This window comes from Enterobacter cloacae complex sp. 2021EL-01169 (genome assembly GCF_020733125.1).
In the GTDB taxonomy this organism is placed as follows: domain Bacteria; phylum Pseudomonadota; class Gammaproteobacteria; order Enterobacterales; family Enterobacteriaceae; genus Enterobacter; species Enterobacter roggenkampii.
Genome location: NZ_JAJFTC010000001.1, coordinates 116,745 through 139,644, shown reverse-complemented (window position 1 = coordinate 139,644; position 22,900 = coordinate 116,745). Strand labels below are relative to the sequence as shown.

The 22,900-nt window shown below is 56.7% G+C and carries 22 protein-coding genes; 10 read left to right on the top strand and 12 right to left on the bottom strand.

The window, feature by feature from the left end; translation table 11 throughout:
* Positions 1–43: 43 nt before the first annotated feature.
* Positions 44–3,157, top strand: a complete 3,114-nt coding sequence (acrD, locus tag LLF79_RS00635) for a multidrug efflux RND transporter permease AcrD (protein WP_095443020.1) — start codon at positions 44–46, stop codon at positions 3,155–3,157.
* A gap of 109 nt (positions 3,158–3,266) precedes the next feature.
* Here the strand turns inward: acrD and ypfM are convergent, their stop codons facing one another.
* Positions 3,267–3,326, bottom strand: a complete 60-nt coding sequence (gene ypfM / locus LLF79_RS00630) for a protein YpfM (RefSeq protein WP_015572204.1) — start codon at positions 3,324–3,326, stop codon at positions 3,267–3,269.
* Positions 3,327–3,713: 387 nt separating this feature from the next.
* On the opposite strand from ypfM, the gene LLF79_RS00625 reads away from it, so the two are divergent.
* The 3 genes from LLF79_RS00625 to LLF79_RS00615 are packed head-to-tail and all read left to right on the top strand — an operon-like array spanning position 3,714 to position 5,424.
* A complete protein-coding gene (locus LLF79_RS00625) occupies positions 3,714–4,064 on the top strand; it encodes an ArsC family reductase (RefSeq protein ID WP_008501625.1) in 351 nt (116 codons plus the stop codon).
* 10 nt (positions 4,065–4,074) lie between these two features.
* Positions 4,075–5,202: a succinyl-diaminopimelate desuccinylase gene (dapE, locus tag LLF79_RS00620; protein ID WP_008501626.1), complete on the top strand. Its 1,128-nt coding sequence runs from the start codon at positions 4,075–4,077 to the stop codon at positions 5,200–5,202.
* Positions 5,203–5,226: 24 nt separating this feature from the next.
* Complete coding sequence (locus LLF79_RS00615) at positions 5,227–5,424, top strand: YpfN family protein (protein ID WP_008501627.1); 198 nt, start codon at positions 5,227–5,229, stop codon at positions 5,422–5,424.
* A 39-nt stretch (positions 5,425–5,463) separates the two neighbouring features.
* Here the strand turns inward: LLF79_RS00615 and ypfH are convergent, their stop codons facing one another.
* The 6 genes from ypfH to dapA form a co-directional block, all read right to left on the bottom strand.
* The gene (gene ypfH, locus LLF79_RS00610; protein ID WP_227878993.1) at positions 5,464–6,159 is read right to left on the bottom strand and encodes an esterase; all 696 of its coding nucleotides are present in this window, start codon (positions 6,157–6,159) and stop codon (positions 5,464–5,466) included.
* A gap of 73 nt (positions 6,160–6,232) precedes the next feature.
* A complete protein-coding gene (locus LLF79_RS00605; RefSeq protein ID WP_227878992.1) occupies positions 6,233–8,179 on the bottom strand; it encodes a tRNA(Met) cytidine acetyltransferase TmcA in 1,947 nt (648 codons plus the stop codon).
* Positions 8,179–9,048, bottom strand: a complete 870-nt coding sequence (locus LLF79_RS00600) for a neutral zinc metallopeptidase (protein ID WP_008501630.1) — start codon at positions 9,046–9,048, stop codon at positions 8,179–8,181. The genes LLF79_RS00605 and LLF79_RS00600 overlap by 1 nt, the downstream gene beginning before the upstream one ends.
* Positions 9,049–9,168: 120 nt before the next feature.
* Positions 9,169–9,882, bottom strand: a complete 714-nt coding sequence (gene purC, locus LLF79_RS00595) for a phosphoribosylaminoimidazolesuccinocarboxamide synthase (protein WP_008501631.1) — start codon at positions 9,880–9,882, stop codon at positions 9,169–9,171.
* A gap of 109 nt (positions 9,883–9,991) precedes the next feature.
* Positions 9,992–11,026: an outer membrane protein assembly factor BamC gene (gene bamC, locus LLF79_RS00590; RefSeq protein ID WP_227878991.1), complete on the bottom strand. Its 1,035-nt coding sequence runs from the start codon at positions 11,024–11,026 to the stop codon at positions 9,992–9,994.
* Between the two features lie 16 nt (positions 11,027–11,042).
* Positions 11,043–11,921: a 4-hydroxy-tetrahydrodipicolinate synthase gene (dapA, locus tag LLF79_RS00585; RefSeq protein WP_008501633.1), complete on the bottom strand. Its 879-nt coding sequence runs from the start codon at positions 11,919–11,921 to the stop codon at positions 11,043–11,045.
* 145 nt (positions 11,922–12,066) lie between these two features.
* Between dapA and LLF79_RS00580 the strand changes: the two genes are divergently transcribed.
* Positions 12,067–12,636, top strand: a complete 570-nt coding sequence (locus tag LLF79_RS00580; protein ID WP_008501634.1) for a glycine cleavage system transcriptional repressor — start codon at positions 12,067–12,069, stop codon at positions 12,634–12,636.
* On the top strand, positions 12,636–13,106 hold the full coding sequence (bcp, locus tag LLF79_RS00575) for a thioredoxin-dependent thiol peroxidase (RefSeq protein WP_008501635.1): 471 nt from the start codon (positions 12,636–12,638) through the stop codon (positions 13,104–13,106). The genes LLF79_RS00580 and bcp overlap by 1 nt, the downstream gene beginning before the upstream one ends.
* Positions 13,107–13,189: 83 nt before the next feature.
* Here the strand turns inward: bcp and LLF79_RS00570 are convergent, their stop codons facing one another.
* The gene (locus LLF79_RS00570; RefSeq protein ID WP_025912790.1) at positions 13,190–14,254 is read right to left on the bottom strand and encodes an AI-2E family transporter; all 1,065 of its coding nucleotides are present in this window, start codon (positions 14,252–14,254) and stop codon (positions 13,190–13,192) included.
* A 221-nt stretch (positions 14,255–14,475) separates the two neighbouring features.
* Between LLF79_RS00570 and bepA the strand changes: the two genes are divergently transcribed.
* Complete coding sequence (bepA, locus tag LLF79_RS00565) at positions 14,476–15,939, top strand: beta-barrel assembly-enhancing protease (RefSeq protein ID WP_021241809.1); 1,464 nt, start codon at positions 14,476–14,478, stop codon at positions 15,937–15,939.
* 18 nt (positions 15,940–15,957) lie between these two features.
* Positions 15,958–16,314 carry an arsenate reductase (glutaredoxin) gene (arsC, locus tag LLF79_RS00560; RefSeq protein WP_163341546.1) on the top strand — a complete coding sequence of 119 codons (357 nt, stop codon included), beginning with the start codon at positions 15,958–15,960 and terminating at the stop codon, positions 16,312–16,314.
* A gap of 84 nt (positions 16,315–16,398) precedes the next feature.
* Here arsC and LLF79_RS00555 read toward each other — a convergent pair whose 3' ends face one another.
* The 4 genes from LLF79_RS00555 to LLF79_RS00540 all read right to left on the bottom strand — a co-directional run bounded on the left by LLF79_RS00555 (position 16,399) and on the right by LLF79_RS00540 (position 20,844).
* The gene (locus LLF79_RS00555; protein ID WP_166792068.1) at positions 16,399–17,100 is read right to left on the bottom strand and encodes a DnaA inactivator Hda; all 702 of its coding nucleotides are present in this window, start codon (positions 17,098–17,100) and stop codon (positions 16,399–16,401) included.
* A gap of 95 nt (positions 17,101–17,195) precedes the next feature.
* A complete protein-coding gene (gene uraA / locus LLF79_RS00550; protein ID WP_023294266.1) occupies positions 17,196–18,485 on the bottom strand; it encodes a uracil permease in 1,290 nt (429 codons plus the stop codon).
* Between the two features lie 86 nt (positions 18,486–18,571).
* Positions 18,572–19,198 (bottom strand): uracil phosphoribosyltransferase, encoded by a 627-nt coding sequence (gene upp, locus LLF79_RS00545; protein ID WP_008501641.1) that lies wholly within the window; start codon positions 19,196–19,198, stop codon positions 18,572–18,574.
* A 215-nt stretch (positions 19,199–19,413) separates the two neighbouring features.
* On the bottom strand, positions 19,414–20,844 hold the full coding sequence (locus tag LLF79_RS00540) for a 6-phospho-beta-glucosidase (RefSeq protein WP_227878990.1): 1,431 nt from the start codon (positions 20,842–20,844) through the stop codon (positions 19,414–19,416).
* A 266-nt stretch (positions 20,845–21,110) separates the two neighbouring features.
* Here LLF79_RS00540 and purM point away from each other — a divergent pair, with 266 nt between their 5' ends.
* Both purM and purN read left to right on the top strand, forming a co-directional pair.
* Positions 21,111–22,148 carry a phosphoribosylformylglycinamidine cyclo-ligase gene (purM, locus tag LLF79_RS00535; protein ID WP_008501643.1) on the top strand — a complete coding sequence of 346 codons (1,038 nt, stop codon included), beginning with the start codon at positions 21,111–21,113 and terminating at the stop codon, positions 22,146–22,148.
* Entirely contained in the window at positions 22,145–22,786 is a 642-nt protein-coding gene (gene purN, locus LLF79_RS00530; RefSeq protein ID WP_023344654.1) for a phosphoribosylglycinamide formyltransferase, read from the top strand. Before purM ends, purN begins: the two co-directional genes overlap by 4 nt.
* Positions 22,787–22,900 lie beyond the last annotated feature (114 nt).

The following is a 22,900-nucleotide window of genomic DNA, read 5'->3' as shown; positions in this document are numbered from 1 at the left end:
CAATAAACAATAATGACGTGCAGCAAAACGAGGTCACACTTTCATGGCGAATTTTTTCATCGATCGCCCCATTTTTGCCTGGGTGCTTGCCATCCTGTTGTGTCTGACAGGTGTCCTGGCGATTACGTCACTTCCCGTTGAGCAATACCCCGACCTGGCACCGCCGAACGTGCGCGTCACCGCAAACTACCCCGGCGCATCGGCACAGACGCTGGAAAATACCGTGACGCAGGTTATCGAGCAAAACATGACGGGTCTGGATAACCTGATGTACATGTCCTCGCAAAGCAGCGCCACGGGACAGGCGACGGTGACCCTGAGCTTTAAGGCGGGCACCGACCCGGACGAAGCGGTGCAGCAGGTCCAAAACCAGCTGCAGTCGGCGATGCGCAAGCTGCCCCAGGCGGTGCAAAACCAGGGCGTGACCGTGCGTAAAACCGGCGATACCAACATATTGACCATCGCGTTTGTCTCGACAGATGGCTCGATGGATAAACAGGACATCGCGGACTACGTCGCCAGTAATATTCAGGATCCCATCAGCCGTATCAACGGCGTCGGGGATATCGACGCCTACGGCTCACAGTACTCCATGCGTATCTGGCTCGATCCCAACAAGCTGAACAGCTACCAGATGACGGCGACCGACGTGACGGATGCTATCAAAGCCCAGAACGCCCAGATTGCCGTGGGGCAACTGGGGGGAACGCCTTCCGTTGATAAGCAAGCCCTGAACGCCACCATTAATTCGCAATCCCTGCTGCAGACGCCGGACCAGTTCCGCAATATCACCCTGCGCGTGAATAAGGACGGGTCGGAAGTGCGTCTGGGCGATGTCGCCACGGTGGAAATGGGGGCGGAGAAATACGACTACCTGAGCCGCTTTAACGGCAATCAGGCCTCCGGTCTGGGGATTAAGCTGGCCTCCGGCGCGAACGAAATGGCGACGGCAAAACTGGTGTTAGACCGTCTGGATGAGCTGTCGCAGTATTTCCCGCACGGGCTGGAGTACAAAGTCGCCTATGAAACCACCTCCTTCGTAAAAGCCTCCATTGAGGACGTGGTGAAGACTCTGCTCGAAGCCATCGCGCTGGTGTTCCTGGTCATGTACCTGTTCCTGCAAAATTTCCGCGCGACGCTGATCCCCACTATTGCCGTCCCCGTGGTGCTGCTGGGGACCTTTGCGGTGCTTTACGCCTTCGGGTACAGCATTAATACCCTGACGATGTTTGCGATGGTGCTGGCAATCGGCCTTCTGGTGGATGATGCCATCGTGGTGGTTGAAAACGTCGAGCGCATTATGAGCGAAGAAGGGCTCTCTCCGCGCCAGGCGACGCGCAAGTCCATGGGGCAAATTCAGGGGGCGCTGGTCGGGATTGCGATGGTGCTGTCGGCCGTCTTTATCCCGATGGCCTTCTTTGGCGGTACAACCGGGGCGATATACCGTCAGTTCTCAATCACCATCGTCTCGGCGATGGTGCTCTCCGTGCTGGTCGCGCTGATCCTCACCCCCGCGCTGTGCGCCACCATTCTGAAACCGCTGCACAAAGGGGAGCATCACGGGCAGAAAGGGTTCTTCGGCTGGTTTAACCGGATGTTCAACCGCAACGCCGCGCGCTATGAATCTGCCGTTGGTCGCGTACTGCACCGCAGCCTGCGCTGGATGATGATTTACGTTGTGCTGCTGGGCGGGATGGTGTGGCTGTTCCTGCACCTGCCCACCTCGTTCCTGCCGATGGAAGACCGGGGGATGTTCACCACCTCGGTGCAGCTTCCGAGCGGCGCAACGCAGCAGCAGACGCTGAAAGTGGTGCAGAAAGTGGAGCAGTACTTCTTCACCAAAGAGAAAGATAACGTTGTCTCGGTCTTCTCCACCGTCGGTTCCGGCCCGGGCGGAAACGGGCAGAACGTTGCCCGCATGTTTGTCCGCCTGAAGGACTGGGACGAGCGCGATGCCCGAACGGGCACCTCGTTTGCCATCATTGAACGTGCGACAAAAGCCTTTGCGCACATCAAAGAGGCGCGCGTCTTTGCCAGCAGCCCACCGGCGATAAGCGGCCTGGGCAGTTCAGCCGGGTTTGATATGGAGCTGCAGGATCACGCCGGGGCGGGCCACACGGCGCTGATGGCGGCACGCGATAAGCTGCTAGCGCTGGCAGGCAACGATCCCGGCCTGACCCGCGTTCGCCATAACGGCCTCGACGACAGCCCGCAGCTTCAGGTGGATATCGATCAGCGTAAGGCGCAGGCGCTGGGTGTGTCGATCAACGATATCAACGACACCCTGCAAACGGCGTGGGGGTCGAGCTATGTGAATGACTTTATGGATCGCGGCCGCGTGAAAAAAGTGTATGTCCAGTCCGCCGCGCCGTTCCGCATGCTGCCGGATGATATTAACCGCTGGTTTGTCAGAAATAATGCTGGCGGCATGGTGCCGTTCTCCGCCTTTGCCAGTTCGCACTGGGAGAGCGGATCGCCACGCCTGGAACGCTATAACGGCTACTCTGCGGTTGAAATCGTCGGGGAAGCCGCGCCGGGCGTCAGCACCGGTACCGCCATGGACACCATGGAAAAACTGGTGCAACAACTGCCCGCCGGTTTTGGTCTCGAGTGGACGGCCATGTCTTACCAGGAGCGTCTCTCAGGGGCGCAGGCCCCCGCCCTTTACGCGCTCTCGCTGCTGGTGGTCTTCCTCTGCCTTGCCGCACTGTATGAGAGCTGGTCGGTCCCGTTCTCGGTCATGCTGGTCGTGCCCCTTGGGGTTATCGGTGCGCTGCTCGCAACGTGGATGCGCGGCCTGGAGAACGATGTCTACTTCCAGGTGGGCCTGCTCACCGTCATTGGGCTATCGGCGAAAAACGCCATTCTGATCGTTGAGTTTGCTAACGAGATGAATGCCAAAGGCCACGAGCTGATGGCCGCCACGCTGCACGCCTGCCGTCAGCGCCTGCGTCCGATCCTGATGACCTCGCTGGCGTTTATTTTTGGTGTACTGCCGATGGCGACCAGCACCGGTGCAGGTTCCAGCAGCCAGCATGCCGTCGGCACGGGGGTGATGGGCGGCATGATTTCGGCCACCATCCTGGCTATTTACTTCGTTCCGCTGTTCTTTGTGCTGGTGCGTCGCCGCTTCCCGCTAAAGGAACGTCCTGAGTAAGTGGTTGAAATAAAAAAAGGCGGCTTTATCGGCCGCCTTTTTACTGTGTGATTAATTCACACTATGGTTATTTTACTTATTTTAGTGCTCTTGTAATTCTTACTGAATGTCATTTACGAAGCATGCCTTCGATAAAATCTTTCCAGTTCCCCAGTTCACGTTCAATCATAACAACCTCTCTTATTATTATGCGCATTCTACAAAAACGTACCATCATTGTGAAGACTATTTAACCAATTGCTGTGATTGTACCCTACGTCCTGCGGGGATTTATGATAAATATGAACGGAGAGCCCTCAATTTTTTGTGACGGCCAGCAATATTTTGAAATAACCCTACGAACGGGTGAGTTTTATTTTATTGGCTGAGTTTATTGGATTTTTAAAGTTAATGGACATCTATGCTTAAATGATGAAAGAATATTCAGCGTACAGTTGTGAGTCGAATTAAGAAGACGTATTAATCCAGACAATTCCTGAATGTGTTATATTCCACTTAAGGATATATCTTCGAATTTACTGAACATTTAATTATCAGAACATCAAAAGGATTCACCATGGTTGTGATGTACGGCATTAAAAATTGCGACACCATCAAAAAAGCCCGCCGCTGGCTGGACGCTAACAGCGTGGAGTACCGCTTCCACGATTACCGTGCCGACGGGCTCGATGCAGAATTTCTGCATAGCGCTATCCGCGAACTGGGTTGGGAAGCCCTGCTGAACACCCGCGGCACCACCTGGCGTAAACTGGACGACTCTCTGCGCGCCAGCATCACCGATGCCGACAGCGCGGCAAAACTGATGCTCGAGATGCCGGCAATTATCAAACGCCCATTGCTCTGCGCGCCAGGGCAGCCTATGCTGCTGGGTTTCAGTGAAACCCTTTATTCCGACTTTTTTCGTTGAGGTGTAGTTTATGTCATGCCCGGTCATTGAGCTGACTCAGCAGCTTATTCGCCGTCCTTCCCTTAGCCCGGACGACGCAGGTTGTCAGGCTCTTATGATTGAACGCCTGCGTGCCATCGGTTTTACCGTTGAACGCATGGACTTTGGCGATACCCAGAACTTCTGGGCGTGGCGCGGACAGGGCGAAACGCTTGCCTTCGCCGGGCATACTGACGTCGTTCCCGCCGGTGACGCGGATCGCTGGATTAACCCGCCGTTTGAGCCGACCATTCGCGATGGCATGCTGTTTGGTCGCGGCGCGGCAGACATGAAAGGTTCTCTGGCGGCGATGGTCGTGGCGGCAGAGCGATTTGTGGCGCAGCATCCCAACCACAAAAACCGCCTCGCGTTTTTGATCACCTCCGACGAAGAAGCCAGCGCGCACAACGGCACCGTGAAGGTCGTCGAAGCGCTGATGGCCCGCAACGAGCGTCTCGACTACTGCCTGGTCGGTGAGCCGTCCAGTACCGAAGTGGTGGGTGACGTCGTCAAAAACGGACGCCGTGGCTCGCTGACCTGTAACCTGACCATTCACGGTGTGCAGGGCCACGTTGCGTATCCGCATCTGGCCGATAACCCGGTCCACCGCGCCGCGCCAATGCTGAGCGAGCTGGTGGCGATTGAGTGGGATAAGGGCAACGAGTTCTTCCCGCCGACCAGCATGCAGATTGCGAACGTCAAGGCCGGGACCGGCAGCAATAACGTGATCCCGGGGGATTACGTCGTCCAGTTCAACTTCCGCTTCAGCACTGAGCTGACCGATGAGATGATCAAGGCGCGCGTTATCGCCCTGCTGGAAAAATATCAGCTGCGCTATACCGTGGAGTGGTGGCTTTCCGGCCAGCCGTTCCTGACGCAGCGCGGCAAACTGGTGGATGCGGTGGTGAACGCCATCGAGCACTATAATGAAATTAAGCCACAGCTGCTGACAACGGGTGGCACCTCAGACGGACGCTTTATCGCCCGTATGGGTGCTCAGGTTGTCGAACTGGGGCCAGTGAACGCAACCATTCATAAAATAAATGAGTGTGTCAATGCGGCAGATTTACAACTGCTGGCCCGTATGTATCAACGTATTATGGAGCAAATCGTCGCCTGACGAACGCTCTGAGAGGAATAGCGAATGGATTGGCTTTCAAAGTACTGGTGGGTTCTGGTGTTGGTTTTTCTGGTCGGCGTACTGCTGAACGTGATTAAAGACCTTAAGCGCGTTGACCATAAAAAATTTCTCGCCAACAAGCCGGATCTTCCCCCGCACCGTGATTTCAACGACAAGTGGGACGATGACGACGACTGGCCGAAGAAGGATCAGAAGAAGTAATCGATCCGATTCCCCCTCTCCATGGGAGAGGGGGAAGAATCACATAAACTCAACAATATCATCGTCATCCGGCTTACCGCCGCTGAGCGCTTCATCAAAGTAGTGCTTCGGTACGGTATAGCGCAGATGGTCAAGCGCAAACTGCATGCTGCGGTCGTCAATGGCGTGGCCCAGATCGTCAACGATATCCAGCGTCACATCCCCACCCTCACGCATCAGCGCTTCCTGGGCAGCAACCGCATGCGAGAGCTCAATCACCCGGTCTTCACCGCCGTGGATTAAGTGGATCGTGGTTTGCGTGGTTGCGCTTGTCGGTAACGTCGCAAAACGGCCGTTAAAGGCGATCACCCGTGACACCAGACCCGGCTGCGCCTTTACGCTTTCCAGCGACATGATTGACCCCTGCGAGAAGCCAATCAGCGCGGTCGCTTCGGCTCCTACGCCGCTCTGCTGCTGCCAGTAACGGATGACGTCGATAAAGGCCGGCATGATGGCGTCGATACGCGCCTGACGGTTCTCTTCCGTCACGCCCTGAACCGAGAACCACTGGCGCCCGTTCGGGCCGCATGGCTCTACGCCACCGATGCTGATAATCAACGCTTCCGGGAAAACGGGCGCAAACCAGCTGCCAATCTGCCCCATATTGACGGCATTATCGCCAACACCATGAAACAGAAGCAGTAACTGTTTAGCCGGTTTGTCAGGGCTTTGAACAACAAAATGGTCATGTTTCATGGTGGTCTCCTTAATAGATGACCTGGATTCTACGCCTCCCGGCGGGAATGACCATGCCACTTTACTGAAGAAGTCATTGAAAAAATTGCCATTGCAAAATGGCTTCCTTCAACTGCTGGCAGCGCGGATAATCAATGGTTTCAATCGCTTGCGCGGTTTCAGAGCGCAGCTTTGCCAGCAACGCTTTTCGCCCGAGCTCATCCGTTTTCCCTGCTAGTTTCCCCCGCAGGGCCGGAAGCGGCATATCAACATTGAGCAACAACCGCGTCAGCGCGGCAACCGAGGTTGAAAACGCGCGATGGGCAAAAGCAAACCCCACCAGCTCCCGCCAGTCATCACTATTAAGGGTAGCTTCCCAGCCGTCGTCCACCGGGATCTTTTCACCGTTCCAGGCCGACAGGACGCGCATATCCCGGCATAAACGGTGATGTTCCTGCGCGCACAGCCGACGCCCGGCCTCGCTCAGCGGCAGCAGCGCCATCGCCGTGTAGCAGCCGCTGCTGGCTTCCCGATGGCTCCCCATCCGCACCAGCACAAACCCGCACCGCTGCCAGAAACGCCACAGCTCGTCGGTATAACCAAAACTCACCGACAGATAATCTTCCCCGCTGGCGCTAAGGATAAGCCGTTGCCCGATGCCTTCCCGCTGGCGCAGGGGGTGAACCGCAATGCGGCTAACCCGTCGCCCTTTCAGCGTCGCCGCGAGCGGAGAGCCGCCGTGCGCCGCCAGCGACTGCGCCACGAGATTCCCGCGTGGACGCCGGTATCCCGCCCACACGGCGCGGCTAAGCTCCGGTGACAACCCGCCCTCTTCCACCAGCCAGAGCGCGCCTGCAATATCGGCCCCCGTCTCTGCAACAGCAAAGTGCTGGCCGGGCGCGTCCATCATCCGGCGTAAATCGAGTGGTGACGTGCGGTAGTGTGCAGCACACAGCAGTTCATAAACGCTTGCCGCGCGTGCCGGGTCGCTCTCCCACATCCGCGGCGCCAGCGGCGTTATACGAACCTCACCTTCCGGTTTGCGATCGATAAGCGCATCATCAAATAACAGAGCATTTGCCACGAACCGCTCAAGCGGACATCCGGCGGCCCAGCGAATGGGGGTCGATAAGGCATAATGCCGCAGTCCGCTGAAACGGGCGCAGAACTTCAGCAGGAAGCCCCTGCCCGTCCCTTCATAGCCCTGCACCGTGGTGGTTAATAATACGCGCGTAAAGCGCGTCACCAGCTTCTCCAGCAGCGGGCCCGGGATGGCAGCCGCTTCATCGACAATCAGCCAGTCGGCCTGCAGCGTGGAGGCCAGCAGCGCATCCGGGGCCATAAAGTGGAAATGCTCGCCCGCAAAGCGCGCAATGACATCCGTTGCCCCTTTAGCCGGTGCCGTGACCACCGCACTCCCCTGAATGCTATTGAGCAGCATCCCCGCCAGCGCTGACTTTCCGCGCCCGCGCGGTGCCGTTAAGGCAGCGATGCCCGCAGGCATGGTCAGAAGCGCGTCGAGGATCTCCGCCTGCTCGCGCTGCGGTGCGCCGCTGGCAGGCTGCCAGGCGGGTAAATCCGGCGCAACGGGAACGGACAAGGGACGATGCTGTTGCCAGACAATCGCATCCGAATCGGCGGCAAGCGTCCGGCAGAAGTGGTGCACAAAGTGTGGAGTGGCGATCGGCTCCGCGCTGTCGCTCCAGCGCAAAGAATCGCTGTCTGGCCTGTCGGCCCAGTCAGCAAGCGGAGGCACCAGCAGCACCAGGAGGCTTCCGGCGCGCAGCGTCCCGCTGAGCGCGGCGAAGGCTGAGACGTCAAACCCGGCGCGCGCGTCAAAAACGGCGTGAAGGTATTCGCGTCCCAGCAGTCCGCTGAGGGTTTTAGAGGGATTGTCATCCAGCCACAGCCAGTCTCCCGGCAGGGTATTACGCAGGTCAGTCGCCTGACTCAATGTCCACTGCGTCTCACCGCTGAGCACCACCAGCCGACGATGGCCGGTGCGCTCAAGCTCGCGTATCAGCTGTTCAAACGCCAGCATTACATCGCTTTGCCGAAGGTATTACACTGCGCCGGGTCGCCGCTGTCGAAACCGCGTTTAAACCAGCTGTAGCGCTGCTGCGAAGTACCGTGAGTGAAGCTGTCCGGCACGACGCGCCCCTGGCTCTGCTGCTGAAGACGGTCGTCACCGATCGCCTGAGCGGCATTCAGCGCCTCTTCAAGATCGCCGGATTCCAGCACGCCCTGCTGCTGCATGCTGTGGCCCCAGACGCCCGCGAAGCAGTCCGCCTGCAGCTCCATTTTAACGGACAGGCGATTCACGTCAGCCTGCGAAGCATTTTGCTGCAGCTGGCGCACTTTTGGCTCAATTCCCAGCAGCTTTTGCACGTGATGGCCGACTTCATGCGCGATCACGTAGCCCTGGGCAAAATCGCCGTCAGCGCCAAGCTTGCGTTTCATGTCATCGTAAAAGGAGAGATCGATATAGACGGTGCCGTCCGCCGGGCAGTAGAACGGCCCCATCACGGACTGTCCGGTGCCGCATCCGGTGCGGGTTGCGCCCCGGTACATCACCAGCTTCGGCTGCTGGTAGGTACGCCCCATCTTCTCAAACAGCTGACCCCAGGTGTCTTCCGTTGTGGCGAGGATCACGGAGGTAAATTTGGCCGCTTCATCTTCATTCGGGCTGATGGAGCGCTGAGAATGCTGCTGCTGTTGCAGCGGCTGACCGGTCATTAACCCGGTGAGATCGACGCCGTAATAGCCCGCGACCAGCACCACAATCAGCAGAATGATACCGCCCTTGCCGCTGGGTAACCGGAAGCCCGGTCCGCCCATGGAAGGACCGCCGCCGCCATCACTGCGTCTGTCTTCTACATTGTCACTTTCACGACGCCCTTGCCAGCGCATAACCACCTCGAACTATTCCATTTATAATAGCTATGATCGTAGGCGGTTAACGGCAAGATTACCATAGGAAACAAAGGTAAGACGCCAAAGGATGCGAACATCCTTTGGCAAGTGAGGGAGTTAGTCGAGCTTAACGCCTAAACGGTGAGCAACCGCTTCATACGCTTCAATCAGGCCACCCAGGCTCTGACGGAAACGGTCTTTGTCCATTTTATCCAGGGTTTCTTTGTCCCACAGGCGGCTACCGTCCGGTGAGAACTCATCGCCCAGCACCACTTCGCCTTTGAACAGACCAAACTCCAGCTTAAAGTCGACGAGGATCAGGCCCGCGTCATCAAACAATTTTTTCAGCACGTCGTTGGCTTTGTAGGTCAGTTCTTTCATGCGCGCCAGGTTCTCTTTGTTCACCCAGCCGAAGGTTTCGCAGTAGGAATCATTGACCATCGGGTCGTGCATGGCGTCGTTTTTCAGGAACAGATCGAACAGCGGTGGATTCAGTTCGATACCTTCTTCAATGCCCAGACGCTTCACCAGGGAGCCCGCCGCACGGTTACGAATAACGCACTCAACCGGAACCATATCCAGTTTTTTCACCAGACATTCCGTATCGGACAGCAACGCTTCCATCTGAGTCGGGATACCCGCTTCGGCCAGTTTGGTCATAATGAAGTGGTTGAACTTGTTGTTCACCATGCCTTTACGATCGAACTGCTCAATGCGCGCGCCATCCCCTGCTGACGTATCATTGCGGAACTCGAGCACCAACAGATCCGGGTTTTCCGTGCTGTATACGGTCTTCGCTTTGCCACGATACAACTCAGCTTGCTTCTGCATCTTCATTACTCCTGGTGTGATGATTTGTGTTCAAAACTGGGGATATTATGCCACGCACACGTTTGCGTAGCACGAAAATAAAAAGGGCTGGATTCACCAGCCCTCGTATTTATTTGCTGAATGCTGCCTGGAAGACAGCGACCAGCGCATCGTTCTGCGACTGGGTCAGCGTGTGACCTTTTGGATCGATAAACTGCAGGCTACTGCGGTTATCAAGGTCACCGACCTGAATCTTGTAGTCACCGGAGGCAAGCTGAGGATCTTTCGCGCCCAGTTCCTGCCACGCGCTGTCGGAGAGCGGCTTATAGGTTGCCGTCATGCTGCCGGTTGAGCGGGTGCTGTCGGTCACTTTCATGCCCACTTTTTCCAGCGTCGCTGGCAGACGCTGCCAGGTCTGGTTAAACGGTGCACGCACCACCAGCATTGGCAGGCCGGTGTCATCCGCGCCGCTCTGGACATCGAAGGTCACACCGTTGCGGCTCTGCGCGGCGTTGGCAGCATCGGTCGCGTTTTTATCCAGGCCTGCGGCAATCACGTTCAGCATTTCGGTGCTGTAACGCTGCAGGGATGCGGCATCCGCAACCGGTTTACCCGCCTGCTCCAGGTTCAACAGCTTAACGTTAACCGCCTGCTGATAACCCTGTGGTTTAACGGAGACTTGATAACGACCGCGGTACTGCTGGTATTCATCCAGACGGTTCCATTCGATCCAGTCGGTGGTTAACGTCTGGCTGGCATCATCGCGTTTATCGATGGTGTAGTTCTTCGCCTGAATGACGCTGACAACCTGCGGCCACAGGGTGCTACCGCGCGCGCTCTCAACCATCAGAGACGCCGTATCACCGGTGAACTGGGTACGCGCCCCGCTCACCAGCGCCAGAGGCTGTGCTGGTGGACGAATATCAAGCGCTTTACCGACCAGGCCGCTGCCGTTGGTCACGGGAATATTATAATCGCCGTTCTGAATCGGCAGGATCATACCAGCCGGTGCGTGAAGTTCAGCAAGCGGGGTCGCATCCAGATAGGATTCATCACCGCTCACCTGGCGCTTGTAGCGCGAGTCTGAACTACAGGCAGCGAGCAGCATAACAAGCGAAACACTCGCAACCTTCGCCAGGCGCGACTTCTGTACTGAATAAGCCATCAAATCTCCCTAAACTTTACAGCAAACCGGCATGCTTCAGCGCTGCCCTGACGATATCACGACCGTGGTCGGTAATCGGTGTCATTGGCAGACGCAGCGTGTCGGTTGCTACAAGCCCCAACTCCTTACATGCCCATTTCACTGGGATCGGATTGGGTTCGACAAATAATTTATTGTGCAGCGGCATCAGACGCTGATTTATGACACGCGCTTCATCAAAGTGACCGGCCGCGGCCAGTTTGCACATTTCAGCCATATCGCGCGCCGCAACGTTTGCCGTTACGGAGATCACGCCATGGCCACCGAGCTGCATAAAGTCCAGCGCGGTCGCATCATCACCGCTCAACAGGATAAAGTCGTCTGAAACCAGCTCTTTGATCTGATGAACGCGGCTTAAGTTCCCTGTCGCCTCTTTAATACCGATAATATTTTTGACTTCCGAGAGACGACCAACGGTTTCCGGCAGCATATCGCAACCGGTACGGGACGGCACATTATACAGAATTTGTGGCAAGTCAGTATGTTCAGCGATGGCTTTGAAGTGCTGGAACAAACCTTCCTGAGTAGGACGGTTGTAGTAAGGGGTCACCGTCAGACAGCCGACAATGCCGCTGTCGTTAAAACGTTTAGTCAGGCTGATCGCTTCTGCGGTGGCATTCGCGCCTGTGCCCGCGATGACCGGAATACGTCCGTCAGCCAGTTCCAGGGTCAGCATAACCACATCGCCGTGCTCGTCGTGGCTCAGCGTTGCAGATTCACCGGTAGTCCCTACCGAAACGATCGCCGAGGTTCCATTGGCGACATGGTAATCAATCAGCTTCTTCATGCTAGACCGGCAGACGTTACCTTTTTCATCCATCGGTGTTACAAGCGCGACAATACTTCCCGTGAACATGAGCCATCCTCTGTGCGAACAAGAGTCTCAATGGTACGTTTGGAACTGTAATAAAAGCAAGCGACCTGAGGGCCTCAGGCGGTTGTATGCATGTTTTTTTTATGCTTTCCTTAGGAAGACTTAACCATGCAAAGGAAGAACAGGTTTGACAACCTCATCACAACATTACCTGGTTATCACTGCGCTGGGTGCCGACAGGCCGGGTATCGTGAACACCATCACCCGCCACGTAAGCAGTTGCGGCTGTAATATTGAAGACAGCCGTTTGGCCATGCTCGGCGAAGAGTTCACATTCATTATGTTGCTTTCAGGGACATGGAACGCCATCACGTTGATTGAATCGACCCTGCCGCTGAAAGGTGCCGAGCTGGATTTGCTGATCGTCATGAAGCGCACCACCGCGCGCCCTCGCCCGGCCATGCCCGCTACCGTCTGGGTGCAGGTTGAAGTGCCTGATTCTCCACATCTGATAGAGCGCTTCACCGCGCTGTTTGACAGCCATCAGATGAACATCGCCGAGCTCGTTTCCCGCACACAGCCGGGCGACGCAAGCACGGTTCCCACGCTCTTTATTCAAATTACCGCGCACAGTCCTGCGTCACAGGATGCGTCAAATATCGAGCAAGCGTTCAAAGCCCTCTGTACAGAATTAAACGCGCAGGGCAGTATAAGCGTCGTCAATTATTCGCAGCACGAACAGGATGGAGTTGAGTAATGAATCCACTGAAAGCCGGTGACATCGCACCGAAATTTAGCTTACCGGATCAAGACGGCGAGCAAGTAAATTTGACCGACTTCCAGGGACAGCGTGTTCTGGTCTATTTCTACCCGAAAGCCATGACCCCCGGCTGCACCGTACAGGCCTGCGGCTTACGCGATAACATGGATGAGTTGAAAAAAGTCGGCGTGGAAGTGCTGGGTATCAGCACCGATAAACCAGAAAAGCTGTCACGATTTGCTGAAAAAGAGCTGCTGAACTTCACGCTGCTTTCTGACGAAGATCATCAGGTATGCGAGCAGTTCGGCGTCTGGGGCGAGAAGACGTTTATGGGTAAAACCTACGACGGTATTCACCGCATCAGCTTCCTGATTGACGCCGACGGTAAAGTTGAACACGTGTTTGACGACTTCAAAACCAGCAACCACCACGACGTGGTGTTGAACTGGCTGAAAGAAAGTGCCTGAAAGTGAGTGTCGGGTGGCGGCTTCGCCTTACCCGACCTACAAGGATAAATAGGCCGGGTAAGCGCAGCGCCACCCGGCAAAACTTACTGCTCTTCTACCGCCGGCACATCCGGCCACGCGTGGACGACCGCTTTAATCAGCGTTGCCAGCGGAATGGCGAAGAACACGCCCCAGAATCCCCACAGCCCGCCGAAAATCACCACCGATAAGATAATCACCAGCGGATGCAGGTTCACCGCTTCGGAGAACAGCACCGGTACAAGCAGGTTACCGTCCAGCCCCTGAATAATCAGATACACCGCGAAGCAGCTCCAGAACTCGGTACCCAGCCCAAACTGGAACAACGCCACGCCAACCACCGGAATGGTTACCACAAACGCGCCGATATAGGGGATCAAAACCGAAAATCCGACCAGCACGGCCAGCAGCAGCGAGTAGTTCAGGCCGAAAATCAGGAAGCCAATCCAGGTGGCGCCCCCCACCACAATCATCTCCAGCACCTTGCCGCGTATGTAGTTGGTGATCTGCTGGTTCATCTCTTCCCAGACCTGCCCCGCCAGCCCGCGGTTGCGCGGCAGAATACGGCGTACGGCGTTGAGCATCTGGTCTTTATCTTTCACCAGGAAGAAGACCATCAGCGGCACGAGGACAAGGTAAACCGCCAGCGTCAGCAGTCCGACCAGGGACGCCAGAGAGTACTTCACCACCGAATCGCCCATCGTCATGATGCGGGCGCGCATGTTTTCGGCCATCGCGTCGATAATCCCGGCATCCATCAGCGCAGGATAACGGCGCGGCAGCGTGGCGGCGAAATCAGAAAGCTTATTCAGCATGCCGGGCATATCGCGGATCAGGTTAATTCCCTGTTGCCAGGCAACCGGCATCACCACAAAGGCCATCAGCAGCAGGATGCCGACAAACAGCACCAGCACGATGCTGGTCGCCCAGCGGCGGGAACACCCAATATTCTCCAGGCGCGCCGTTGGCCACTCCAGCAGGTACGCCAGCACAATCGCTACCAGCAAAGGGGCGAGCAGACCGCTGAAGAAGAACAGGATACCGAACCCGGCGACCAGAATAACCAACAAAGCAATGGCTTCCGGGTCGCTGAACCGACGCCGGTACCACTGCATTAACATTTCGAGCATACAACCCTTCCCTGAATCGAATGGCGGGAGTGAGACGGTGAATTGTATCTAACTGTCACAAAAAAGACTTTCGCTTTTTGTATCCCGATCGCAATCCGCAAAAGCCTGATGAATGGGATTTTCTTCATGCTACAACACGGCTACACTCGCAGGGCAGCAGAGATGAACGATATGCCGGTTCATCGGTCAAACTAGCACATCTAACATACAGGACAGTGGTTATGTTCAGGCAGTTGAGAAAAACACTGGTTGCAACACTGATTGCCGCGGTGACGGTCGGTCAGGTGTTGCCCGCTTTTGCTGACTCGTCCGATACATTGCCGGACATGGGCACCACGGCAGGAAGCACGCTCTCTATTGGGCAAGAGATGCAAATGGGCGACTACTATGTCCGCCAGCTGCGCGGCAGCGCCCCGCTGATTAACGACCCTTTGCTGGTACAGTACATAAACGGGCTGGGCATGCGTCTGGTGGCGCACGCCGACTCGGTAAAAACCCCCTTCCATTTTTATTTAATCAATAATGACGAAATCAACGCCTTCGCCTTCTTTGGCGGTAACGTGGTGCTGCATTCGGCGTTATTCCGTTATTCGGACAACGAAAGCCAGCTGGCCTCGGTCATGGCGCACGAAATTTCGCACGTCACCCAGCGGCACCTGGCGCGTGCGATGGAAGACCAGAAACGTAACGCTCCCCTCACCTGGGTGGGCGCACTGGGTTCCATTCTGCTGGCGATGGCCAGCCCGCAGGCCGGGATGGCGGCGCTGACCGGTACGCTGGCCGGAACGCGCCAGGGGATGATCAGCTTTACCCAACAAAACGAACAGGAAGCGGACCGTATCGGCATTCAGGTGTTACAGCGCTCAGGCTTTGACCCGCAGGCCATGCCGAGCTTCCTCGAAAAACTGCTCGATCAGGCGCGTTATTCTTCCCGTCCACCGGAAATTTTGCTCACGCACCCGCTGCCTGAAAGCCGTCTGTCGGACGCGCGTAACCGTGCCAACCAGATGCGCCCGGTCGTGGTCCAGTCTTCGCAGGATTTCTACATGGCGAAAGTGAGAACGCTGGGGATGTACAATTCCGGGCGTAACCAGCTCACCAGCGACCTGCTGGATGCCCTGGCGAAAGGCAACGTGCGTGAGAAAAACGCCGCGCAGTATGGTCAGGCGCTCCAGGCGATGGAAGCCAGCAAATACGACGAGGCGCGTAAAGCGCTGCAACCGCTTCTGGCTGCCGACCCGAACAACCCGTGGTACCTCGATCTGTCGACGGATATCGATCTGGGGCAGAAGAAGCCTGCCGATGCGATTAACCGCCTGAAAGGGGCGAAAGACGTCCGCACCAACCCGGTGCTGCAGCTTAACCTGGCGAACGCTTACCTGCAGGGCGGCCAGCCGGGTGAAGCGGCGACCATCCTGAACCGTTACACCTTTAACAATAAAGACGATCAAAACGGCTGGGATCTGCTCGCTCAGGCGGAAGCCCAGCTTGGCAACCGCGACCAGGAGCTCGCGGCGCGTGCCGAAGGCTTTGCCCTGGTGGGGCGCCTCGATCAGGCCATTTCCGCGCTCAGCAGCGCCAGCTCGCAGGTCAAACTCGGCAGCCTCCAGCAGGCCCGATACGACGCGCGTATCGATCAGCTTCGCGGCCTGCAGCAGCGCTTCAAGCCGTACGAGAAGATGTAATCAAGGAGAATTCACGTCATGACAGACGCCGTAAAAATTTATCACAACCCGCGCTGCTCCAAGAGCCGCGATACCCTGAGCCTGCTGAAGTCTAACGGCGTGGAGCCGGAGGTGGTGCTGTACCTCGACACCCCACCGGACGCGCAAACCCTCCGCCAGCTGCTGCATATGCTGGGCATGGGCAGTGCACGGGATCTGATGCGCAAGAAAGAAGATCTGTATACGTCGCTTAACCTGAATGACGACCGTCTCTCCGAGGAGCAGCTGATACAGGCGATGGTTGAAAATCCAAAGCTGATTGAGCGCCCGATTGTGGTGGCGAACGGCCAGGCGCGCATTGGACGCCCGCCGGAAGACGTGCTTGAGATCCTCTGATGGTTTCGCCCGGTGGCGCTGCGCTTACCGGGCCTACGGGTGCCATATGTAGGCCGGGTAAGGCGCAGCCGCCACCCGGCACAACTATAACTTCAGAATATCTTTCACAAACGGAATGGTCAGCTTGCGCTGGGCGGTAATCGAGGCGCGATCGAGCTGATCCAGCGTGTCGAACAGCGTGCGCATTTCGCGGTCCAGCCGCTTCAGCAGGAAACGGCCCACGTCTTCCGGCAGCTCAAACCCACGCTGCTTCGCACGCAGCTGTAGCGCCTGAAGCTTATCTTCATCCGACAGCGGCTGGAGCTTGTAGATTTGTCCCCAGTCCAGGCGAGACGCCAGATCCGGCAGGCCCAGATTCAGCTGTCGAGGTGGGCGATCGCCAGTGATCAGCAGCCGGGTTTTGCCCGATTCCAGAATGCGGTTGTAGAGGTTAAAGATCGCCATTTCCCACGGCTCATCCCCCGCCACGCATTCGATGTTATCGATGCAGACCAGGGAGAGATGTTCCATCCCCTCCAGCACCTCAGGCACGAACCAGGTTCGTTTATCCAGCGGCACGTAGCCTACCGCATCACCGCGCGCCGAAAGCTCCGCACAGGCGGCATGCAGGAGATGGCTGCGCCCCGCACCTTCGCGTGACCAGATATAGATGTATCCGCTGTGTTCCTGACGCAGCACGTTTTGCAGTGCAGCCAGTAAAGAGGGGTTATCACCCGGCCAGAAACTTGCAAACGTTTCGTCGTCAGGGAGATAGAGTGGCAGAGAGAGCTGTGCCGGTCCGTTCAGAAGTACCTCAACCAGATCTGACATAAAATCGGCATGGAGTTTAACACGGAACCTGCAAGGAGAGAACCGGGCGGATCGTCCGCCCGGTTAAAGGATCACTGTGACGCTTTTTCGCTTTCGTCAGCGTCCAGCACCACCTCTTCCGGGCGGATCACGGAGATCAGCTTGAAAATGAGGCTCAAGCCCACGCCGACGATGGTCGCCAGCGCCATGCCTTTCAGCTCGGCCGCCCCGATGTGCACCTTCGCGCCGCTCACGCCGATAATCAGGATCACCGACGTCAGGATCAGGTTCTGCGCTTTGCTGTAATCCACTTTGGATTCAATCAGCACGCGAATACCGGAGGCACCGATGACCCCGTACAGCAGCAGAGAAACGCCGCCCATCACCGGCACCGGGATGATCTGAATCGCTGCCGCCAGCTTGCCGACGCAGGAGAGCAGAATGGCGATGATCGCCGCGCCGCCGATAACCCAGGTACTGTAGACGCGGGTAATCGCCATCACGCCGATATTTTCACCGTAGGTGGTATTTGGCGTAGATCCAAAGAAACCGGAAATGATGGTGGAGAAACCGTTCGCAAACATGGAACGGTGCAGGCCCGGGTCGCGGATCAGGTCACGTTTGACAATGTTTGCCGTCACCACCAGGTGGCCGACGTGCTCTGCAATCACCACCAGCGCCGCAGGCAGAATGGTGAAAATCGCAAACCATTCGAAGCGCGGCGTATAGAAGGTAGGCAGCGCGAACCAGTGCGCCTGCGCGATCGGGGTGGTATCCACCACGCCCATCATAAAGGAGAGCGCATAGCCCGCCAGCACGCCGATCAGGATCGGGATAATCGCCATAAAGCCGCGGAACAGCACGGAGCCAAAGACCGTTACGCCCAGGGTCACCAGCGAGATGATAATGGTTTTGGAATCCGGCGACTGGCCGTCTGCTGGTAGCAGGCCGGCCATGTTCGCCGCCACGCCCGCCAGCTCAAGACCGATGACGGCCACGATGGCGCCCATCGCCGCAGGGGGGAACATCACGTCCAGCCAGCCGGTACCGGCTTTCTTCACGATGAAGGAAACCAGGCAGAACAGCACGCCACACATGATAAAGCCGCCCAGCGCGACCTCATAACCCAGCGGCAGCAACAATAACACCGGAGAGATAAAGGCGAAGCTCGACCCGAGATACGCCGGGATTTTGCCTTTACAGATAAAAAGGTACAGCAGCGTACCAATGCCGTTGAACAGCAGCACGGTTGCCGGGTTAATGTGGAACAGGATTGGCACCAGCACGGTTGCGCCAAACATGGCGAACAGGTGCTGCAAACTAAGCGGGATAGTCTGTAAAAGCGGCGGTCTTTCACTCACCCCGATAGCACGGCGCGTCATAGTGTTTTCCTCTGAGTAGTATCGTTGTTGGTGTTTTATTCAAAAAAAAGCCGACTATCAAAGTCGGCTTATTTATCGTTATTCGATTATTTCGTACCAAAGATCTTATCGCCGGCATCGCCGAGCCCCGGGATGATGTACCCGTGCTCGTTCAGGCCCTGGTCGATAGAGGCGGTATACAGCTCAACGTCCGGGTGCGCTTTTTCCAGTGCCGCGATCCCTTCTGGTGCCGCAACCAGCACCAGCACTTTAATGCTGCTGCAGCCCGCTTTTTTCAGCAGGTCGATAGTGGCAATCATTGAACCGCCGGTTGCCAGCATCGGGTCAACCACCAGCGCCATACGCTCGTCGATGTTGGACACCAGCTTCTGGAAGTAAGGAACCGGCTCGAGGGTTTCTTCGTTACGGTAGATCCCCACCACGCTGATGCGCGCGCTTGGCACATGCTCCAGCACGCCTTCCATCATGCCGAGACCGGCACGCAGGATTGGCACAACGGTAATTTTCTTACCTTTGATCTGCTCAACCTGTACCGGACCGTTCCAGCCTTCGATGGTGACTTTTTCCGTTTCCAGATCGGAGGTCGCTTCGTAGGTCAGCAGGCTGCCGACTTCAGAGGCCAGTTCGCGAAAACGCTTCGTGCTGATGTCATGCTCACGCATCAGGCCCAACTTGTGTTTAACGAGTGGGTGTTTCACTTCCACAATCTTCATTCTCTTTCTCCTCTGAATGGCATCCGCAAAAAAATCGCGGGATTATACCGCTTTTTTCGGATTAGGCCATACCCATGTTGCTTGATGTACATCAATCAAAAACAAAAAAGCCAGAGGCTGGGCTCCGGCTTGGGTGCGGGGTTCTGCCGGGTGGCGCTAACGCTTACCCGGCCTACACATCCCGTAGGCCCGGTAAGCGCAGCGCCACCGGGCAATTATAGCTGCTCCCCGTTGCTCGCAATCACCTGCTTATACCAGTCGAACGACTTTTTCTTGCTGCGGTTCAGCGTGCCGTTGCCTTCATTGTCTTTATCGACAAAGATAAAGCCGTAGCGTTTTTTCATTTCACCGGTACCGGCAGATACGAGGTCGATACAGCCCCACGGGGTGTAACCCATCAGGTCTACGCCATCTTCCACCACCGCTTTTTTCATCTCGCGGATGTGGGCGGCGAGGTAATCAATACGGTACTGGTCGTTCACCGTGCCGTCGCTCTCCTGCACGTCGATTGCGCCAAAGCCGTTTTCAACGATAAACAGCGGCAGCTGGTAGTGATCCCAGAACCAGTTGAGGGAGTAGCGCAGCCCCACCGGGTCAATCTGCCAGCCCCAGTCAGATTTCTGCACGTACGGGTTAGAGACCAGGCTCTTGCTCTCGTCATAGTCCAGCTGCGGGTTGTCCGCCGTCGCCTTGGTGGCGAAGGACATATAATAGCTAAACCCGATGTAATCCACGCAGCCCTGCGTCAGCGCGACTTTATCCTCTTCGGCGATATCCAGCGCGAAGCCGCGACGTTCAAAGTAGTTGAGCAGATGCTGCGGATACTTGCCGCGCACATGGACGTCGGTGAACCAGTAGCGGCGGTGCATGGCGTTCATCGCCATCATCATGTCGTCCGGCGCGCAGGTCAGCGGGTAGATGGGGCACATGGCAATCATGCAGCCGATCTGCAGGGACGGGTTAATCTCGCGCCCCGCCTTCACCGCCAGGGCGCTGGCCACCAGTTCATAGTGCGCGGCCTGGAACATCACCGGCTCACGATCTTCACCCGGCGCGTACTTCAGCCCGGAGTTGGTAAACGGCGCAAAATCTTCATGGAAGTTGGCCTGGTTGTTGATCTCGTTAAAGGTCATCCAGTACTTCACTTTATGCTGATAGCGCTGGAAAACCACTTTCGCAAAACGAACGAAGAAGTCGATCAGCTTACGGTTGCGCCAGCCGCCGTATTCCGTGACCAGGTGGAAAGGCATCTCGAAGTGGGAAAGCGTAATAACCGGTTCGATGCCGTACTTCAGGCACTCGTCGAACAGATCGTCATAGAATTTCAGACCGGCCTCGTTCGGCTCAAGCTCGTCACCTTTCGGGAAGATACGCGTCCAGGCGATGGAGGTACGGAAGCATTTGAACCCCATCTCGGCAAAGAGTTTGATGTCTTCTTTATAGCGGTGGTAGAAATCGATGGCTTTATGGTTAGGGTAATTTTTCCCCTCAAGCACGCCGTTGGTGATTTCGCGCGGTACGCCGTGCGCGCCCGCCGTCATCACATCGGCAACGCTAACGCCCTTGCCGCCCTCTTTCCAGCCGCCCTCAAGCTGATGCGCCGCAACGGCACCACCCCACAGAAAACCTGCTTTAAATCCTGACATTTGCTTTCCCTCATTCTGCGTTATTTTCTGCAAAAACAATTACAGAAACCGGTTTCAGTTCGATGATGTGCAAAGGGGATAGCCGTTGCAAGCAGAACGCCGAAACCGGTTTCATTTTCGTGAACAGAGTCAAGTTTGTCGCCCTGCATAAGCCAGAGAGAAAAAAAGATCCCCGCACCGAGAATAGGCTCGCAAACGTTTGCCTGGACTGTTAGAATTGCGCCGATTTTTCTTACTAGCTATGCAATCGCGTGGGGACTTGAGCCGTGACCAACAAAACTTCTCTCAGCTACAAAGATGCCGGTGTTGATATTGACGCAGGTAATGCGCTGGTTGACCGAATCAAAGGTGTGGTGAAAAAAACCCGCCGCCCGGAAGTGATGGGTGGTCTGGGTGGATTCGGCGCACTGTGCGCGCTGCCGCAAAAATATCGTGAACCTGTTCTGGTCTCGGGTACTGACGGTGTAGGCACCAAGCTGCGCCTGGCGATGGATTTAAAACGTCACGACACGATCGGTATCGATCTGGTCGCGATGTGTGTGAACGACCTGGTGGTTCAGGGCGCAGAGCCTCTGTTCTTCCTCGATTACTACGCGACCGGCAAACTGGATGTGGATACCGCAGCCAGCGTCATTAACGGTATCGCCGAAGGCTGTCTGCAGTCCGGCTGTGCGCTGGTTGGCGGTGAAACCGCTGAAATGCCGGGCATGTACCACGGCGAAGATTATGACGTCGCGGGCTTCTGCGTCGGCGTAGTAGAAAAATCAGAAATTATCGACGGCAGCAAAGTGGCCGATGGCGATGTGCTGATCGCACTGGCCTCCAGCGGCCCGCACTCTAACGGTTACTCTCTGGTGCGTAAAATCCTCGAAGTGAGCGGCTGCGACCCGCTGACCACCGAGCTGGACGGCAAACCGCTGGCCGACCACCTGCTGGCCCCAACCCGTATTTACGTGAAGAACGTGCTGGAACTGATTGAGAACGTTGACGTGCACGCTATCGCCCACCTGACCGGCGGCGGCTTCTGGGAAAACATCCCGCGCGTCCTGCCGGACAACACCCAGGCGGTGATCGACGAATCCTCATGGCAGTGGCCGGCCGTCTTTAACTGGCTGCAGACCGCAGGCAACGTGAGCTCTCACGAAATGTACCGCACCTTTAACTGCGGCGTGGGCATGGTTATCGCCCTGCCGGCAAGCGAAGCGGATAAAGCGGTTAAACTGCTGACCGAAAAAGGTGAAAACGCGTGGAAAATCGGTACGATTAAAGCCTCCGATTCCGAACAGCGTGTGGTCATTGAATGAAAAACATCGTGGTGCTCATTTCCGGCAACGGAAGCAATTTGCAGGCCATTATAGACGCCTGCAAACAGAAGAAAATCAACGGCACCATTCGGGCAGTATTCAGCAACAAGGCCGACGCGTTCGGCCTTGAGCGCGCGCGGGAAGCGAACATTCCCGCGCACGCGCTGGAAGCCAGCCAGTTCGCCGGGCGTGAAGCCTTTGACCGCGAGCTGGTTCAGGAGATTGATGCCTACGCACCGGACGTCGTGGTGCTGGCGGGCTATATGCGCATTCTGAGCCCAGCTTTTGTTGCGCACTACGCCGGACGTCTGCTGAATATTCACCCTTCTCTTCTGCCGAAATATCCCGGCCTGCACACCCATCGTCAGGTTCTGGAAAACGGCGATGAGGAGCACGGCACCTCCGTGCATTTCGTTACCGACGAGCTGGACGGCGGTCCGGTGATCCTCCAGGCCAAAGTCCCGGTCTTTGCCGGCGACAGCGAAGAAGATGTGACCGAACGCGTGCAGACCCAGGAACACGCCATTTACCCGCTGGTGGTAAGCTGGTTTGTCGACGGGCGCCTCGAAATGCGCGACGGCGCTGCCTGGCTGGATGGCGTGAAGTTACCCCCGCAGGGCCATGCGGCGGAAGAGTAGTTTGTTATGTCGGGTGGCGCCGCGCTTACCCGACATCTACCTTGCATTACCCGATATTCCCTTCTCCAACCTTCTAAATTCCCCAACAAAAAAAATAACTGTCATACTTTTCTG

Bases quoted from the DNA above. Each gene is read 5' to 3' on its own strand.
- uraA (WP_023294266.1), bottom strand. From the start codon at position 18,485: ATGACGCGCCGTGCTATCGGGGTGAGTGAAAGACCGCCGCTTTTACAG.
- LLF79_RS00540 (WP_227878990.1), bottom strand. From the start codon at position 20,844: ATGTCAGGATTTAAAGCAGGTTTTCTGTGGGGTGGTGCCGTTGCGGCG.
- purC (WP_008501631.1), bottom strand. From the start codon at position 9,882: ATGCAGAAGCAAGCTGAGTTGTATCGTGGCAAAGCGAAGACCGTATAC.
- ypfH (WP_227878993.1), bottom strand. From the start codon at position 6,159: ATGAAACATGACCATTTTGTTGTTCAAAGCCCTGACAAACCGGCTAAA.
- bcp (WP_008501635.1), top strand. From the start codon at position 12,636: ATGAATCCACTGAAAGCCGGTGACATCGCACCGAAATTTAGCTTACCG.
- purN (WP_023344654.1), top strand. From the start codon at position 22,145: ATGAAAAACATCGTGGTGCTCATTTCCGGCAACGGAAGCAATTTGCAG.
- bamC (WP_227878991.1), bottom strand. From the start codon at position 11,026: ATGGCTTATTCAGTACAGAAGTCGCGCCTGGCGAAGGTTGCGAGTGTT.
- arsC (WP_163341546.1), top strand. From the start codon at position 15,958: ATGACAGACGCCGTAAAAATTTATCACAACCCGCGCTGCTCCAAGAGC.
- bepA (WP_021241809.1), top strand. From the start codon at position 14,476: ATGTTCAGGCAGTTGAGAAAAACACTGGTTGCAACACTGATTGCCGCG.
- dapA (WP_008501633.1), bottom strand. From the start codon at position 11,921: ATGTTCACGGGAAGTATTGTCGCGCTTGTAACACCGATGGATGAAAAA.
- upp (WP_008501641.1), bottom strand. From the start codon at position 19,198: ATGAAGATTGTGGAAGTGAAACACCCACTCGTTAAACACAAGTTGGGC.
- dapE (WP_008501626.1), top strand. From the start codon at position 4,075: ATGTCATGCCCGGTCATTGAGCTGACTCAGCAGCTTATTCGCCGTCCT.
- LLF79_RS00625 (WP_008501625.1), top strand. From the start codon at position 3,714: ATGGTTGTGATGTACGGCATTAAAAATTGCGACACCATCAAAAAAGCC.
- LLF79_RS00605 (WP_227878992.1), bottom strand. From the start codon at position 8,179: ATGCTGGCGTTTGAACAGCTGATACGCGAGCTTGAGCGCACCGGCCAT.
- LLF79_RS00570 (WP_025912790.1), bottom strand. From the start codon at position 14,254: ATGCTCGAAATGTTAATGCAGTGGTACCGGCGTCGGTTCAGCGACCCG.
- acrD (WP_095443020.1), top strand. From the start codon at position 44: ATGGCGAATTTTTTCATCGATCGCCCCATTTTTGCCTGGGTGCTTGCC.
- LLF79_RS00600 (WP_008501630.1), bottom strand. From the start codon at position 9,048: ATGCGCTGGCAAGGGCGTCGTGAAAGTGACAATGTAGAAGACAGACGC.
- LLF79_RS00615 (WP_008501627.1), top strand. From the start codon at position 5,227: ATGGATTGGCTTTCAAAGTACTGGTGGGTTCTGGTGTTGGTTTTTCTG.